We start from the raw sequence: 14,040 nt of genomic DNA, 5'->3' as shown, positions 1-14,040 counted from the left end.
GTGGAGCAGCAACCCGTCAGGGTTGTCTGCTCCACCCCCTACCTGCATTTCCAGGCCGTTTCCGGGGAAGATTTCACACCCGACGGCCGCGGATGCGGGAGATCGAACGCGCTCCGGCGACTAGACTTGCGGCCATGTCCACCATCTCCCGCGACGAGGTCGCGCGCGTGGCTGCGCTGGCACGGATCGACCTGCGACCGGACGAGGTCGACCGCCTAGCCGGCGAGCTCGACGTGATCGTCGAGTCGGTCGCTCGCATCAGCGAGGTCGCCACCGCAGACGTGCCCGCGACGAGCCACCCGCTCCCGCTGACGAACGTGTTCCGTGACGACGTCCCCGAGGCCCCGCTGCCCGTGGAGGACGTCCTGGCCGGAGCGCCGCAGCAGGAGAACGGCCGGTTCGCCGTCCCGCAGATCCTTGGCGAAGAGTGAGATGGGTACCAGCGACATGACGAACGACATCACCCGGCTCAGCGCGTCCGACCTCGCGTCCGCCCTGAGCAACAAGGACCTCACCAGCGTCGAGGCGACGCAGGCACACCTGGACCGCATCGCCGCCGTCGACGGCGACCTCAACGCGTTCCTGCACGTCGCCACGCAGGAGGCGCTGGCGACCGCCGCCGACGTCGACGCGCGGCGGCAGGCCGGCGAGGAGCTGCACCCGCTCGCGGGCGTGCCCATCGCGGTCAAGGACGTCGTGGTGACCAAGGGCCTGCCCACCACCGCCGGCTCCAAGATCCTCAAGGGCTGGGTCCCGCCGTACGACGCGACCCTCGTGGAGCGCATCAAGGCCGCGGGCCTGCCGATCCTCGGCAAGACCAACATGGACGAGTTCGCGATGGGCTCCTCGACGGAGCACTCTGCGTTCGGCAACACCAAGAACCCCTGGGACCTGGACCGGATCCCCGGTGGGTCCGGCGGCGGGTCCGCCGCCGCGGTGGCCGGCTTCGAGACGCCGCTCGCGATCGGCACCGACACCGGCGGCTCGATCCGCCAGCCCGGCGCCGTCACCGGCACCGTGGGCGTGAAGCCCACCTACGGCGGCGTCTCGCGCTACGGCCTGATCGCCATGGCCTCGTCGCTCGACCAGGCCGGCCCCGTGACCCGCACCGTGCTCGACGCGGCGCTGCTGCACGAGCTGATCGGCGGGCACGACCCGCACGACTCCACGTCGATCGACGAGCCGGTCCCCGGCGTCGTCGCGGCCGCCCGCCAGGGCGCCACGGGTGACCTCAAGGGCCTGCGCGTCGGCGTCGTCAAGGAGCTCTCGGGCGAGGGCTACCAGGCCGGCGTCTCCGCCCGCTTCGAGGAGTCGCTCGAGCAGCTGCGGGCGCTGGGCGCCGAGATCGTCGAGGTCTCCTGCCCCAGCTTCGCGCACGCGCTCGACGCGTACTACCTGATCATGCCCGCCGAGGCGTCCAGCAACCTGGCCAAGTTCGACGGCATGCGGTTCGGCCTGCGCGTCGAGCCCGCCGAGGGGCCCGTCACCGCCGAGCGCGTCATGGGCGCCACCCGCGGCGCGGGCTTCGGCGACGAGGTCAAGCGCCGCGTCATCCTCGGCACCTACGCCCTGTCCGCCGGGTACTACGACGCCTACTACGGCAGCGCGCAGAAGGTCCGCACGCTGATCCAGCGCGACTTCGCGGCCGCGTTCGCGCAGGCTGACGTGCTCGTCTCGCCCACGGCGCCCACCACGGCGTTCAAGTTCGGCGAGAAGCTCGACGACCCGCTGGCCATGTACCTCAACGACGTCGCGACGATCCCCGCGAACCTCGCGGGCGTCCCCGGCATGTCCCTGCCGAACGGCCTGTCGGACGACGGCCTCCCGGTCGGCTTCCAGATCCTGGCCCCCGCCAAGGCGGACGACCGGCTGTACCGCGTCGGCGCCGCCCTCGAGGCAGCCCTCGAGAGCGGCTGGGGCGGCCCCCTCCTGAACAAGGCACCCGAACTCAAGACCACGGAGCTCGCCCGATGACCGCACCGTCGACCGCCACGGCCAACAGCCTCGTCGCCTACGAGGACGCCGTCCGCCGCTACGACCCGGTGCTCGGCATCGAGGTGCACGTCGAGCTCGGCACACTCACCAAGATGTTCTGCGCGGCCGAGGTCGCCTACGGCGGCGAGCCCAACACCCAGGTGACCCCGGTCAGCCTCGGGCTGCCGGGCGCGCTCCCGGTGGTGAACGGCAAGGCCGTCGAGTACGCGATCCGGATCGGTCTCGCGCTCAACTGCAGCATCGCCGAGAGCTGCCGCTTCGCCCGGAAGAACTACTTCTACCCGGACGTGCCGAAGAACTTCCAGACGTCGCAGTACGACGAGCCGATCGCCTACGACGGCTGGATCGACGTCGAGCTCGAGGACGGCGCCGTGTTCCGCGTCGAGATCGAGCGCGCGCACATGGAGGAGGACGCCGGCAAGAACACCCACGTGGGTGGCGCGACCGGCCGCATCCAGGGCGCCGAGTACTCGCTGGTGGACTACAACCGGGCCGGCATCCCGCTGGTGGAGATCGTCACGCGGCCCATCGAGGGCGCCGGCGAGCGTGCCCCCGAGGTCGCGCGGGCCTACGTGCAGACCCTCCGCGACCTGTTCCGGGCGCTCGACGTGTCCGAGGCGCGGATGGAGCGCGGCAACGTCCGTGCGGACGTGAACCTGTCGCTGCGTCCGACGCCGGAGTCGCCCCTGGGCACGCGCACCGAGACCAAGAACGTGAACTCGTTCCGCTCGGTCGAGCGTGCCGTGCGCTTCGAGGTGTCCCGCCAGGCGGGCGTGCTCGACGCCGGCCTCCCGGTCATCCAGGAGACGCGCCACTTCCACGAGGAGGACGGCACCACGTCGTCGGGCCGCGTGAAGTCGGACGCCGAGGACTACCGCTACTTCCCCGAGCCCGACCTGGTGCCCGTGGCCCCGAGCCGCGAGTGGGTCGAGGAGATCCGCGCCGCGCTGCCGGAGCTGCCGACCGCGCGCCGCCGTCGGCTCCAGGGCGAGTGGGGGTACGCCGACGCCGAGATGCGCGACGTCGTCAACGCCGGCGCCATCGACCTGATCGAGGCGACCGTCGCCGCCGGCACGAGCGCGGCCGGCGCCCGCAAGTGGTGGATGGGCGAGCTGGCCCGCCGGGCCAAGCAGGACGAGGTCGCGCTGGAGGACCTGTCGGTCACCCCCGCGCAGATCGCACAGCTGCAGGGCCTCGTCGAGTCCGGCCGGATCAACGACAAGATCGCCCGCCAGGTGCTCGACGGCACCCTTGCCGGCGAGGGCGACCCGGAGGCGGTCGTCGTGGCGCGCGGCCTCGAGGTCGTGTCCGACGACGGCGCTCTGCTCACCGCGATCGACGAGGCGCTGGCGGCTCAGCCGGACATCGTCGAGAAGGTCCGCGGCGGCAACCAGGGGCCGGTCGGCGCCATCATCGGCGCGGTCATGAAGGCGACCAAGGGCCAGGCCGACGCCAAGCGCGTCCGGGAGCTGGTGCTGGATCGGATCGGCCAGTGACTGCCCCGGCTCTCACGACTCCGGCTGCGGGGCCGGGCCGGTGACCCGCGGGCCCCTCCTGCACGGCGACATGACCCGGTTGCGGCCCATCGAGGCACGCGACTCGGAGCGCCTGTGGGAGGCCGTCCAGGATCCGGAGGGCACCCGCCTGACGGGGACCACGGCCGTCTTCACGCGGGACCAGATCGACGAGTGGGCCAGCACGGTCAGCGACCGGCCCGGCCGGTACGACTGGGCTATCTGCCCGGGCGCGATGCGGGACGGCAAGCCGGTGAGCGACGACATGATCGGCGAGATCGTGCTCAACGACCTCGACGAGGCCGTCGGCTCGGCGAACCTCCGCCTCCAGCTCCTGCCGAACTACCGCGGTCGCGGCTACGGCCGGGAGGCCATCGACGAGGTCCTGCGGTTCGCGTTCGACGGCGTCGAGAGCGACGCGGGCCCGCACCTGCACCGGGTGAGCCTGGACGTGCTCAGCATCAACCCGCGTGCCGAGGCCCTCTACGAGTCGCTCGGGTTCCGGCAGGAGGGCCGGCTGCGGGACGTCTACCGCGACGGCGACACCTGGGCCGACGCGATCGTGATGAGCATCCTCGAGGACGAGTGGCGGGCGCTGCAGGGCTGAGCGTGCGCTGACGAGACAGGTCGGGACGGGCCGTGCGGCACAGCGCCGCGCGGCCCGTCGTGCCGTGCGGGACGGACAGCCCCGGAACCGCTACGGCCCGCCCGCGATGTACTCCGTGAGCTGGTCCCGCTCGGCCTGCACCTCGGCGATCCGGTGCTTGACCACGTCGCCGATGCTCACGATGCCGGCCAGCCGTGCGTCCACGAGCACGGGCACGTGCCGCACCCGGTGCTCCGTCATCACGGGCATGAGCTCGTCGAGCGTCGCGTCGGGGCCGCAGGTGTGCACGGCGGCCGTCATGATCGCCTCCACCGGGCCGTCCAGCACGGCGTCGCCGTCCGAGTGCAGCCGGCGCACGACGTCGCGCTCGCTGACGATCCCGTCGACGCCGACGCCGTCGTCGGACACGACCACCGCGCCGATCCGGTGCCGGGCCAGGAGGGCGAGCAGATCGCGCACGCTCCGGTCCCTGGAGATGGTGACCACCGAGCCGCCCTTGCGCCGCAATGCCTCTGTCACCCGCATCGGATACCTCCATCGAGTGCACGGCGGGGACCGCGTCCTTGCGACCCCCTGCTACGACGGTACGACACCGGGCGAAATTCAGACAGGGGCAATGCTCGTGCCAGGAGGGTCACCCTGTGGACGCTCGCTGTCGGACCCGGGGGAGCGGAGGTAGCGTGACGAGGCCGTTCGCCCGCATCGCGCACGGCCACCCAGCATCGAAGGAGCTGAACTGTCATGAGTCGTCCCCTGCGCTCCCGGACGTCCACCCACGGCCGCAACATGGCCGGAGCCCGCGCGCTCTGGCGTGCCACGGGCATGGGTTCCGAGGACTTCGGGAAGCCGATCATCGCGATCGCGAACTCGTACACGCAGTTCGTACCGGGGCACGTACACCTCAAGGACATGGGCGACCTCGTGGCCTCGGCCATCCGCGAGGCCGGCGGCGTCGCCAAGGAGTTCAACACCATCGCCGTCGACGACGGCATCGCGATGGGCCATGCCGGCATGCTCTACTCGCTGCCGAGCCGCGACCTCATCGCCGACTCCGTGGAGTACATGGTGCAGGCGCACACCGCCGACGCGCTGGTGTGCATCTCCAACTGCGACAAGATCACGCCCGGCATGCTCAACGCCGCGCTGCGGCTGAACATCCCGGTCATCTTCGTCTCCGGCGGCCCCATGGAGGCCGGCAAGGCCGTCGTGGCGAACGGCGTCGCGAAGACCCCGCTGAACCTGATCAACGCGATCAACTACTCGGCGGACGAGAACGTGGATGACGCCGCGCTCGGCCTGGTCGAGGAGAACGCGTGCCCCACGTGCGGCTCGTGCTCCGGCATGTTCACCGCGAACTCCATGAACTGCCTCACCGAGGCCCTCGGCCTGTCGCTGCCGGGCAACGGCTCGACGCTGGCCACGCACGCCGCCCGCAAGGAGCTGTTCCTCGAGGCCGGCCGAACCATCGTCGACCTGGCCCGCCGGTACTACGAGGACGAGGACGACTCGGCCGCGCCCCGCGGGATCGCCACCAAGGCGGCGTTCGCGAACGCGATGGCGCTCGACGTCGCCATGGGCGGCTCCACCAACACGGTGCTGCACGTCCTCGCGGCCGCACAGGAGGCGGAGGTCGACTTCACGCTCGCCGACATCGAGGACATCAGCCGCCGCGTGCCGTGCCTGTCCAAGGTGGCGCCCAACCACCCGGACTACCACATGGAGGACGTGCACCGGGCGGGCGGCATCCCCGCGCTGCTCGGCGAGCTCGACCGCGGCGGCCTGCTGGACCACGACGTCACCTCGGTGCACACGCCCACGCTGCGTGCGTGGCTCGACGACTGGGACGTGCGCGGGGGCAAGGCCACCGAGCGCGCGCTCGGCCTGTTCCACGCCGCGCCCGGCGGCGTGCGCACCACGAAGGCGTTCTCCACGAACAACCAGTGGGAGACGCTCGACACGGACGGCGCTGGCGGCTGCATCCGCGACATCGAGCACGCGTACACCGTCGAGGGCGGGCTGGCCGTGCTGCGCGGCAACCTCGCCGAGGACGGGGCCGTGTTCAAGACGGCGGGTGTCGACCCCGACGTCTTCCACTTCGTGGGCAAGGCGCTCGTGTGCGAGTCGCAGGACGAGGCCGTCGAGAAGATCCTGACCAAGCAGGTCGAGCCGGGCCACGTGGTGGTCGTGCGCTACGAGGGCCCGTCCGGCGGGCCGGGCATGCAGGAGATGCTCTACCCGACCTCGTACATCAAGGGCCGCGGGCTGGGCAAGGTCGTCGCTCTCATCACGGACGGCCGGTTCTCCGGCGGTTCCAGCGGCATCTCCGTGGGGCACGTCTCCCCGGAGGCGGCTGCCGGCGGCACCATCGGCCTGGTCGAGGACGGCGACGAGATCGAGATCGACGTCGACACCCGCAAGATCCACATCAACGTGCCGGACGACGTGCTCGCCGAGCGGCGCGCCAAGATGGAGTCCTCGGAGCGGCCGTGGCAGCCCGTCGCCCGCGACCGCTACGTGTCGCCGGCGCTGCAGGCGTACGCGGCCCTGGCGACGTCGGCCGACCGGGGCGCGGTGCGCGACGTGGCGCGGCTGCGGCGCGGTTGACCGGCACGGACCGCTGATGCTTCCGGCGGCGGACCCGACCAGGGTCCGCCGCCGGACGTGTCGTCGGTGGCCTGCCGTTGGTTGCCGGTTGCCAGTTGCCGGCTGCCGGCGGCGAGCGGTACCACGGGCCCTATCGGCTGTCGGTGTCTCGTGCCATGGTGGGGGTACCCGGACGAGACGCTGTACGAGGGAAGGCACGACCCATGAGCGACGCGATCACGCCTGCCGAGTTCACGGCGGCGGAAGGCACGAACGACTGGCGGGTGCTCAAGGACTCGGCGCTCGCGCGGTTCACCACGGGGTCGTTCGCCACCGGCCTGGTGCTGGTCGCCCGCATCGGCGAGCTCGCCGAGGCCGCGAACCACCACCCCGACGTCGACCTGCGCTACGGGACCGTGACGGTGCGCACCTGGTCGCACGACGTCGGCGGGCTGTCCGAGCGGGACCTCGGGCTCGCGCGCGCGATCTCGGCGGCCGCCCGCAACGTGGGCGTCGCGGCGGACGTCACCGGGCTGCGCGAGGTCGCCATCGCGGTCGACGCCGTGGTGGGACCCGCGGTGCAGGCGTTCTGGCAGGCGGTGCTGGGCCACGAGCCGCAGCCCTACCGGGGCGGGAACACCGCCGCGGGGCGGCTGCTCGACACGGACGGCAGGCTGCCGATGTTCTGGTTCCAGCAGAGCGACGAGCGCCGGGAGCAGCGCAACCGCATCCACGTGGACGTCTGGGTGCCGTACGACCAGGCCGAGGCCCGCGTGGCGGCGGCCGTCGCCGTCGGCGGGCGGCTCGTCACGGACAAGTTCGCCCCGTCGTGGTGGGTGCTGGCCGACGCCGAGGGCAACGAGGCGTGCGTCTGCACCTGGCAGGGCGAGTTCTGACCGGCGGCTGAGTTCCGCGGCCTGGTCCGAGCGGCCTGGTTCCGAGCGGCCCGGTTCCGGCCTGGTCGAGCGCGGGCCGGTCCCGGAAAAAAGATGTGCTCCCCCGCGCGGGCGGGTAATGTCTCGCCCTTGTGCGCCCGCTGACCCCACTCGCCCGGAACCCCTACTGGCGGTTCCTCCTGGCGGGCTTCCGCGGGCAGTCCGCCTACCCGCTCGCGATGCTCGCAGGGCTGGTCGCGAACGCGACGTTCGGCGTGCTCAAGGGCGCGATCATGGGCGCCGCCGTCGAGAGCTCCGGCGGTGAGCTCGCCGGGTACACGGCCGGCAGCATGGCCGCTTTCGTCTGGCTGGGGCAGGGGCTGCTCGGGTCGGTGAACCTGTGGGGCGGCAGCGACCTGCAGACCCGGATCAAGTCCGGCGACGTCGCCGTCGACTTCCTGCGGCCCGTGAGCGTCCAGGCCTCCCACGTGCTGACCGACGTCGGCAAGGGCCTGTTCGGCCTGCTGCCGCGCGGGCTGCCGAGCGTGCTCATCGGGGTCGCGATCGGCGGCATGGTGCTGCCGTCCGACCCGAGCGCGTACGCGCTCGGCCTGATCAGCGTGCTGCTCGGCATCGCCGTCTCGCACGCCTGTATCTACGCCGTGGGGACGTCGGGCTTCTGGCTCGTGGAGTCCCGCGGCGTCGCGGTGTTCTACATGTCGTTCTCCGGGCTGTTCGCCGGCCTGTACACGCCGATCTACCTCTTCCCGGACTGGCTGCTGACCCTCGCGCTGCTCACGCCGTTCCCGTCGATGATGCAGCTCCCGGTCGACGTGCTCTCCGGCCAGGTCACCGGGGCGGGGGCCTGGCAGCACCTCGGCGTGCAGGCGCTGTGGCTCGCGATCGTGCTCGCCGTCGGGCACCTCACTACGCGGGCCGGACGTCGCCGGCTGGAGGTGCAGGGTGGCTGAGCTGAGGACACGCGGCCGGGAGACCCTGCGCGCCTACCGGGCCGTCCTCGCGAGCCGGGCGCGCTCGCAGGCGAGCCACCGCGCCAGCTTCCGCATGGACCTGGTCGGCGCGCTGCTCGTCGGCCTCATCGAGTTCACCGAGATCTGGGTGCTGTACTCGGCGACCGATCAGATCGGCGGGTTCACGCTCGCGCAGATCATGCTCGTGTTCGGCCTGTCCGACCTCGCCTTCTCCCTGGCCGACCTCGTGGCCGGCCACTGCGACAACCTCCCGGTGTACGTCCGCGCGGGCACGCTCGACGTGTTCTTCCTGCGCCCGCAGCCGGTGCTGGCGCAGCTCGTCACCAGCGACCTCAGCCTGCGCCGCATCGGGCGCTGCCTGGTGGGCGCGACGTCGCTCACGGTCGGCCTGGTGCTGAACGACATCGACTGGACCGTCGGCACCGTCGGGCTGCTGGTCCTGGCGCTGGCCTGCGGGTTCGTCATCTTCACGGCGCAGTTCGTCACCGCGGCCGGGCTCCAGTTCTTCCTGGTCAACGGCGCCGAGATGACCAACGCGTTCGTGTACGGCGGCCGGTACGCGGCCACGCAGCCCCCGAGCGTGTGGCCGCGCAGCCTGCTCGTGGTCTTCGGGGCGATCTTCCCCGTGGCGTTCGCCGCGTTCCTGCCGGTCGCCACCCTGCTCGGCGCGCCGAGCATCGCGGGCCTGCCGGGCTGGGTGGGCTGGTGCGCACCGGTCGCGGCGCTCTGGGCGGTCGGGGTCGCGGCCCTGTCCTGGCGCTGGGGCCTTCGTCACTACCGAGGAGCGGGTGGATGAACGTCATCGAGACCGAGGGCCTGACCCGGGTGTTCACCGGGCGGCCGGAACGCGGGAACCGGCTGCGGCGCTCGCGGCACGTCGCCGTCGACGACCTCGACCTGACGGTCGAGGCGGGCGAGTCCGTGGGCTACATCGGCGCCAACGGGGCCGGGAAGTCGACCACCATCAAGATGCTGGTCGGCATCCTCGTGCCCACGAGCGGCACGGTCACGACCATGGGGCTGCACCCGCTGAAGCAGCGGCGTGCGCTCGCGCGCCGGATCGGCGTGGTGTTCGGGCAGCGCTCGCAGCTGTGGTGGGACCTGCCGGTGCGGGAGTCGTTCTCGATCCTGGCCGCGATCCACTCCCTGACCGCCGCCGACGAGCGCGTCCGCACCGCCGAGCTCGTCGAGATGCTGGAGATGGGGGAGTTCCTGGCCACGCCCGTGCGGCAGCTGTCCCTGGGGCAGCGCATGCGCGCCGAGGTCGCGGCCGCGCTGCTGCACCGCCCGGACCTGGTGATCCTTGACGAGCCGACGATCGGCCTGGACGTGCTCTCCAAGCAGCGCCTGCGCGAGTTCCTCGTGGCGCAGCGGCGCGAGCACGGCACCACGCTGCTGCTCACGACGCACGACATGGGCGACGTCGAGCGGCTCTGCGACCGGATCCTGGTCGTGGACCACGGCCGGCTCGCCTTCGACGGCACGCTCGACGGGCTGGCCCGCACCGTGGGCGCGCGCCGCGAGCTGGTCGTGGACCTCGCCGCGGCGAGCCCCGACCTGGTCGACGTCGGCGGCGCGGAGCACGTGCGCAGCGACTCGGACGGCCTGCGGCAGCGGTTCGCCTTCGACCCGCAGCGCACGACGGCGGCCCGGGTGCTCGCCGCGATCTCCGAGCGGGCCGAGGTGCTGGACCTGTCGATCGAGGAGCCCGACATCGAGGACGTCGTCCGCGAGATCTACCGCGCCACGCGGCGGTAGCCGGCTGATCGGGGCAGGGCGTGCTCAGCCGGACAGGTAGCCGCGGGAGAAGGCCGTGGCGACGGCTGCCGCACGGTCGTTGACGCCCAGCTTCGCGTAGATGTGCAGGAGGTGGGTCTTGACCGTGGCCTCGCTGATGAAGAGATGGGCCGCCGCACTGCGGTTGCTCGATCCGGCGGCGACCAGCCGGAGCACGTCGAGCTCGCGCGCCGAGAGCTGCTCCGCCGCGGGCTGACGGAGCTGCCCCATGAGGCGGGCCGCGACAGCGGGAGACAGGACGGACTCTCCCCGTGCGGCGGCCTCCACGGCGCGGAACAGCTCCTCCCGCGGTGCGTCCTTGAGCAGATAGCCCGTCGCGCCCGCCTCGATCGCGGGCACGACGTCCTGGTCGGTGTCGTACGTCGTCAGGACCAGGACGTGCGAGGTCACCTGCCGTGCCGCGAGCTCCTTGATGACGGTGACCCCGTCCGTCCTGGGCATCCGCAGGTCGAGCAGCACGACGTCGGGACGGTGCCGCTGCGCCGCCGCGATGGCCTCGTCCCCGTCGCCCGCCTCGCCGACCACCTCGAAGCGTGGGTCGGCGCTGAACATGCTGCGCAGCCCGTCGCGCACCACGGGGTGGTCGTCGACGACCAGGACGGAGATCATGTCGTGCCCTCCGCCGACGGGATGGCGGGGAGCGATGCGGACAGCGCGGTGCCCCCACCGGGCTCCGACTCGACGACGAGGCGCCCGGCCAGCCGCTGCACCCGCTGCCGCATGCCGGCCAGACCGAAGCCACCGCCGTCGGACACGTGGTCACCCACCTCGTGCGGGCGGAAGCCCACGCCGTCGTCCCGGACGTCAAGGGTCACGAGGTCCTCCATGTAGGACAGGGTCAGGACGACACGAGTCGCTCGTGCGTGCTTGGCGACGTTGGCCAGCGACTCCTGCGCGGTGCGCAGCAGTGCGGCCTCGATCTCGGCGTGCAGAGGGCGCGCATCACCCGTGGTGGTCAGCGTCGCGTCGGCCGTGTTCTCGAGCGCCCACCGAGCCGTGATGTCGTCGAGGGCTTCGGGCAGTCGTGCCTCGGCAAGGACCTGTGGCCGCACCGCGTGCACCGTCCGGCGGGCCTCGACGAGGCCGTCGCGGGAGAGGCCCATCGCGCTGAGCACGTGACGGCGTGCCGGGGCGCGCCCGTCCAGGGCCTGATCGGCGGCCTGGAGCTGGGCGAGGATGCCCGCGAGGCTCTGCGCGAGGGTGTCGTGGATCTCGCGCGCCACCCGCTGGCGTTCATCCTGCACGCCCGCCGCACGGGCCTGGACCATGAGCCGGGCATGCAGCTCAGCGTTCTCGTCCAGAGCGGCTTGCAGCCGGGCGTTCGCCTCGTGCAGCTCGGCCAGCGCGTACTTCTGCCGACGGCCCAGCGAGTAGGTGGCATCGGCCGAGTAGATGAACACACCTGCCAGCCCGGTGCTGACGAGGCTGATCGCTCCCCAGAGCCACCACTCCTCGTCCGCGCTGATGCTGGCAGGCCCACCCATGTAGGCCAAGGCCATCACCATGGACGTGGCCGCCACCCCGACGTAGCGCGGCACGCCCCTCAGCACCAGCACTGCATGGACGTAGCCGATGAAGGCGAAGATGCCGTAGTACGGCGAGAACGTCACCAGCACGGCGGCCAGCACGGTGAGTCCTGAGAAGTACAGGGCCATCGCACCTCTGCTGCCGTGCCACTGCGGGTGGAGCGGGCCGAACCACGTCACCCAGCCGGCGGTAGCGGCCGTGACCCCGAGAACGATCGGGAGCGGCACGGGAGCCACGGGCTGTAGCAGCGTGATGAGCGTGCCGGCGGCCAGGAGGACGTAGGGCAGGGCGGTGATCACCACCGTCTCGCGGCGCTCGGCGCGGTCGTACTCCTCGCGCAGTACAGCCTCGATGCTCACGAAGTCCTACTCCCAGCGGAAGTACCGCGCCGCGAGACCGCCGGCGAGGATCGTCCAGCCCACCAGGACGGTCACGTGGAGCAGCTGTGGCCAGTCTCCGGCGGTCGCGTCCTGCAATGATTGCACGCCTGCTCCGAGCGGGGAGAAGTCGCTGATGGTGCGCAGCACCTCGTGCATCGAGTCCCGCGGGATCCACAGGCCGGCGAGGAACAACATCGGGAACAGCAGGATCGTGCCGATCGTCCCGGCGCTCGGCCCGGTCGGCGCGAGGGAGGCCACGAGCAACCCGACCGAGAGCATCGCGGACGCGGTCAGGGCCAGCGCGACCAGATAGGCCCCCAGCTGCCGCGGCAGGTCGACACCGAAGCCCAGCCGCGCGATCAGCAGGACGGCCAGCGTGGTGACCAGCGACATCAGCAGGTACATCAGCAGCTGTGCCCCGAGCATCATCAGCGGGCGCACGGGGGAGACCCGCATGCGGCGCAGCACCCCCTTGTCCCGGTAGGTCGCGAAGTGCTGGGGCAGGGTCGCCAGGGCCAGCATCGTGATCGCCGTCGCCACGACGATCGGCGCGTAGAGGTCGATCACGCGCAGGCCTCCCAGGTCTTCCTCCGGGGTGCGGAACTGCGGCACCGCGCCCAGCGCCACGAGGATCACCGGCGGGAGGACGAGCGCGAACACCCAGTTCATCGGTTCCCGCAGGAACAGCAGCGTCTCGGTGGCGGTCAGTCGTCGTAGAGCGGTCATCAGGCTCTCCTCAGTCGGTGATCGGTCGGCCGGTCAACGCCACGAACGCGTCCTCCAGCGAGGTCTGCTCGATCCGGAGGCCGTCAGGGACCGCGCCTGCTCGGTCGAGGGTCTTCGTCACGGCGTGGAGCAGGTTGCCGGAGCCGCTCACGACGAGCTCGTCACCGGCGTGCTCGACCGACCGCACCTCGGGCAGCACGGCCAGCACCGCCGCGTCCAGCGGTACCGACGTCCGGAAGCGGAGGCGCTGCGGCTCGCCGACTCGGGCGATCAGCCCAGCGGGTGTGTCGATCGCGATCACCCGGCCCGCGTCCACCACGGCCAGCCGGTCACAGAGCCGCTCTGCCTCTTCCATGAAGTGGGTGACCAGCACGATCGTCGTCCCGTGGTCGCGGACCGCCTCGACCAGCTCCCACGTGTCGCGCCTCGCTCGAGGGTCGAGGCCGGTCGTGAGCTCGTCCAGGACCACCACCCGTGGGTTGCCCACGAGAGCCAGGGCGATCGAGAGCCGTTGCTTCTGCCCGCCCGACAGCCGACGAAACTGCGTGTCGAGCTTCTCGCCGAGGCCCAGCCTCTCGATCAGGTGCCGCCAGTCCGCCGGCGCACGGTAGAACGAGCTGTAGAGCCGCATCGCCTCGCCCACCGTCAGCCTGTCGGGTAGCTCGCTCTCCTGGAGCTGCGCCCCGAGCACCTGGCGCAGCTCGGCCTCCTGCCGCCGCGGGTCGAGACCACAGACGTGGATCGTCCCGCTGTCAGGTACGCGCAGTCCCTCGACGCACTCCACCGTCGTGGTCTTGCCTGCTCCGTTGGGGCCCAGCACGCCGAATATCTCGCCCTGCTCGACCGCGAAGCTGATTCCGTCCACCACTGGACGCTCGCCGTAGCGTTTGACCAGGTCCTCCACCTCGATGATCGTCATGCCACCAGCATCTCGGCCACCGTGCCGGCACGGATCGACCGGTCGGCCAGAGGTGTGGTCGACCGCGGTGGACCTTCGGGTCAACCGATCGGTTGACCCTCTTCCGGGCGAGAGGGGTGCCGCTA

The 14,040-nt window shown here is 71.7% G+C and carries 14 protein-coding genes; 9 read left to right on the top strand and 5 right to left on the bottom strand.

Going from position 1 to position 14,040, the window contains the following annotated elements; all coding sequences use genetic code 11:
* The first annotated feature begins 134 nt into the window (after positions 1 to 134).
* Genes gatC through ACFU5G_RS08225 form a run of 4 tightly spaced genes read left to right on the top strand, consistent with a single transcriptional unit; the run spans position 135 to position 4,116 of the window.
* On the top strand, positions 135 to 431 hold the full coding sequence (gatC, locus tag ACFU5G_RS08240) for an Asp-tRNA(Asn)/Glu-tRNA(Gln) amidotransferase subunit GatC (RefSeq protein WP_020013625.1): 297 nt from the start codon (positions 135 to 137) through the stop codon (positions 429 to 431).
* 1 nt (position 432) lies between these two features.
* Positions 433 to 1,974, top strand: coding sequence for an Asp-tRNA(Asn)/Glu-tRNA(Gln) amidotransferase subunit GatA (gene gatA / locus ACFU5G_RS08235; protein ID WP_377242603.1), 1,542 nt, complete (start codon positions 433 to 435; stop codon positions 1,972 to 1,974).
* Entirely contained in the window at positions 1,971 to 3,491 is a 1,521-nt protein-coding gene (gene gatB, locus ACFU5G_RS08230) for an Asp-tRNA(Asn)/Glu-tRNA(Gln) amidotransferase subunit GatB (RefSeq protein WP_377242601.1), read from the top strand. Before gatA ends, gatB begins: the two co-directional genes overlap by 4 nt.
* A 40-nt stretch (positions 3,492 to 3,531) precedes the next feature.
* The gene (locus tag ACFU5G_RS08225; protein WP_377242599.1) at positions 3,532 to 4,116 is read left to right on the top strand and encodes a GNAT family N-acetyltransferase; all 585 of its coding nucleotides are present in this window, start codon (positions 3,532 to 3,534) and stop codon (positions 4,114 to 4,116) included.
* 90 nt (positions 4,117 to 4,206) lie between these two features.
* On the opposite strand, the gene ACFU5G_RS08220 is transcribed toward ACFU5G_RS08225, so the two are convergent.
* Positions 4,207 to 4,641 carry a CBS domain-containing protein gene (locus tag ACFU5G_RS08220; protein ID WP_377242597.1) on the bottom strand — a complete coding sequence of 145 codons (435 nt, stop codon included), beginning with the start codon at positions 4,639 to 4,641 and terminating at the stop codon, positions 4,207 to 4,209.
* A gap of 216 nt (positions 4,642 to 4,857) precedes the next feature.
* Between ACFU5G_RS08220 and ilvD the strand changes: the two genes are divergently transcribed.
* The 5 genes from ilvD to ACFU5G_RS08195 all read left to right on the top strand — a co-directional run bounded on the left by ilvD (position 4,858) and on the right by ACFU5G_RS08195 (position 10,324).
* Positions 4,858 to 6,720 (top strand): dihydroxy-acid dehydratase, encoded by a 1,863-nt coding sequence (ilvD, locus tag ACFU5G_RS08215; protein ID WP_377242595.1) that lies wholly within the window; start codon positions 4,858 to 4,860, stop codon positions 6,718 to 6,720.
* Between the two features lie 203 nt (positions 6,721 to 6,923).
* Complete coding sequence (locus tag ACFU5G_RS08210) at positions 6,924 to 7,595, top strand: VOC family protein (protein WP_377242593.1); 672 nt, start codon at positions 6,924 to 6,926, stop codon at positions 7,593 to 7,595.
* A gap of 131 nt (positions 7,596 to 7,726) precedes the next feature.
* Positions 7,727 to 8,545, top strand: coding sequence for an ABC transporter permease (locus tag ACFU5G_RS08205; RefSeq protein WP_377242591.1), 819 nt, complete (start codon positions 7,727 to 7,729; stop codon positions 8,543 to 8,545).
* A complete protein-coding gene (locus tag ACFU5G_RS08200) occupies positions 8,538 to 9,362 on the top strand; it encodes an ABC transporter permease (protein ID WP_377242589.1) in 825 nt (274 codons plus the stop codon). Before ACFU5G_RS08205 ends, ACFU5G_RS08200 begins: the two co-directional genes overlap by 8 nt.
* A complete protein-coding gene (locus ACFU5G_RS08195; RefSeq protein WP_377242587.1) occupies positions 9,359 to 10,324 on the top strand; it encodes an ATP-binding cassette domain-containing protein in 966 nt (321 codons plus the stop codon). The genes ACFU5G_RS08200 and ACFU5G_RS08195 overlap by 4 nt, the downstream gene beginning before the upstream one ends.
* Positions 10,325 to 10,348: 24 nt before the next feature.
* Here ACFU5G_RS08195 and ACFU5G_RS08190 read toward each other — a convergent pair whose 3' ends face one another.
* From ACFU5G_RS08190 to ACFU5G_RS08175, 4 genes are read right to left on the bottom strand one after another with little or no spacing between them, the layout of a single operon-like run.
* Positions 10,349 to 10,972 carry a response regulator gene (locus ACFU5G_RS08190; RefSeq protein WP_377242585.1) on the bottom strand — a complete coding sequence of 208 codons (624 nt, stop codon included), beginning with the start codon at positions 10,970 to 10,972 and terminating at the stop codon, positions 10,349 to 10,351.
* A complete protein-coding gene (locus ACFU5G_RS08185) occupies positions 10,969 to 12,249 on the bottom strand; it encodes a sensor histidine kinase (RefSeq protein ID WP_377242583.1) in 1,281 nt (426 codons plus the stop codon). Before ACFU5G_RS08185 ends, ACFU5G_RS08190 begins: the two co-directional genes overlap by 4 nt.
* Positions 12,250 to 12,255: 6 nt before the next feature.
* On the bottom strand, positions 12,256 to 12,996 hold the full coding sequence (locus tag ACFU5G_RS08180) for an ABC transporter permease (RefSeq protein WP_377242580.1): 741 nt from the start codon (positions 12,994 to 12,996) through the stop codon (positions 12,256 to 12,258).
* 10 nt (positions 12,997 to 13,006) lie between these two features.
* The gene (locus ACFU5G_RS08175) at positions 13,007 to 13,915 is read right to left on the bottom strand and encodes an ABC transporter ATP-binding protein (RefSeq protein ID WP_377242578.1); all 909 of its coding nucleotides are present in this window, start codon (positions 13,913 to 13,915) and stop codon (positions 13,007 to 13,009) included.
* Positions 13,916 to 14,040 lie beyond the last annotated feature (125 nt).

The organism is Promicromonospora sp. NPDC057488 (genome assembly GCF_042802395.1).
Lineage (GTDB): Bacteria > Actinomycetota > Actinomycetes > Actinomycetales > Cellulomonadaceae > Promicromonospora.
This window is presented reverse-complemented; position numbering and strand designations above follow the sequence as displayed.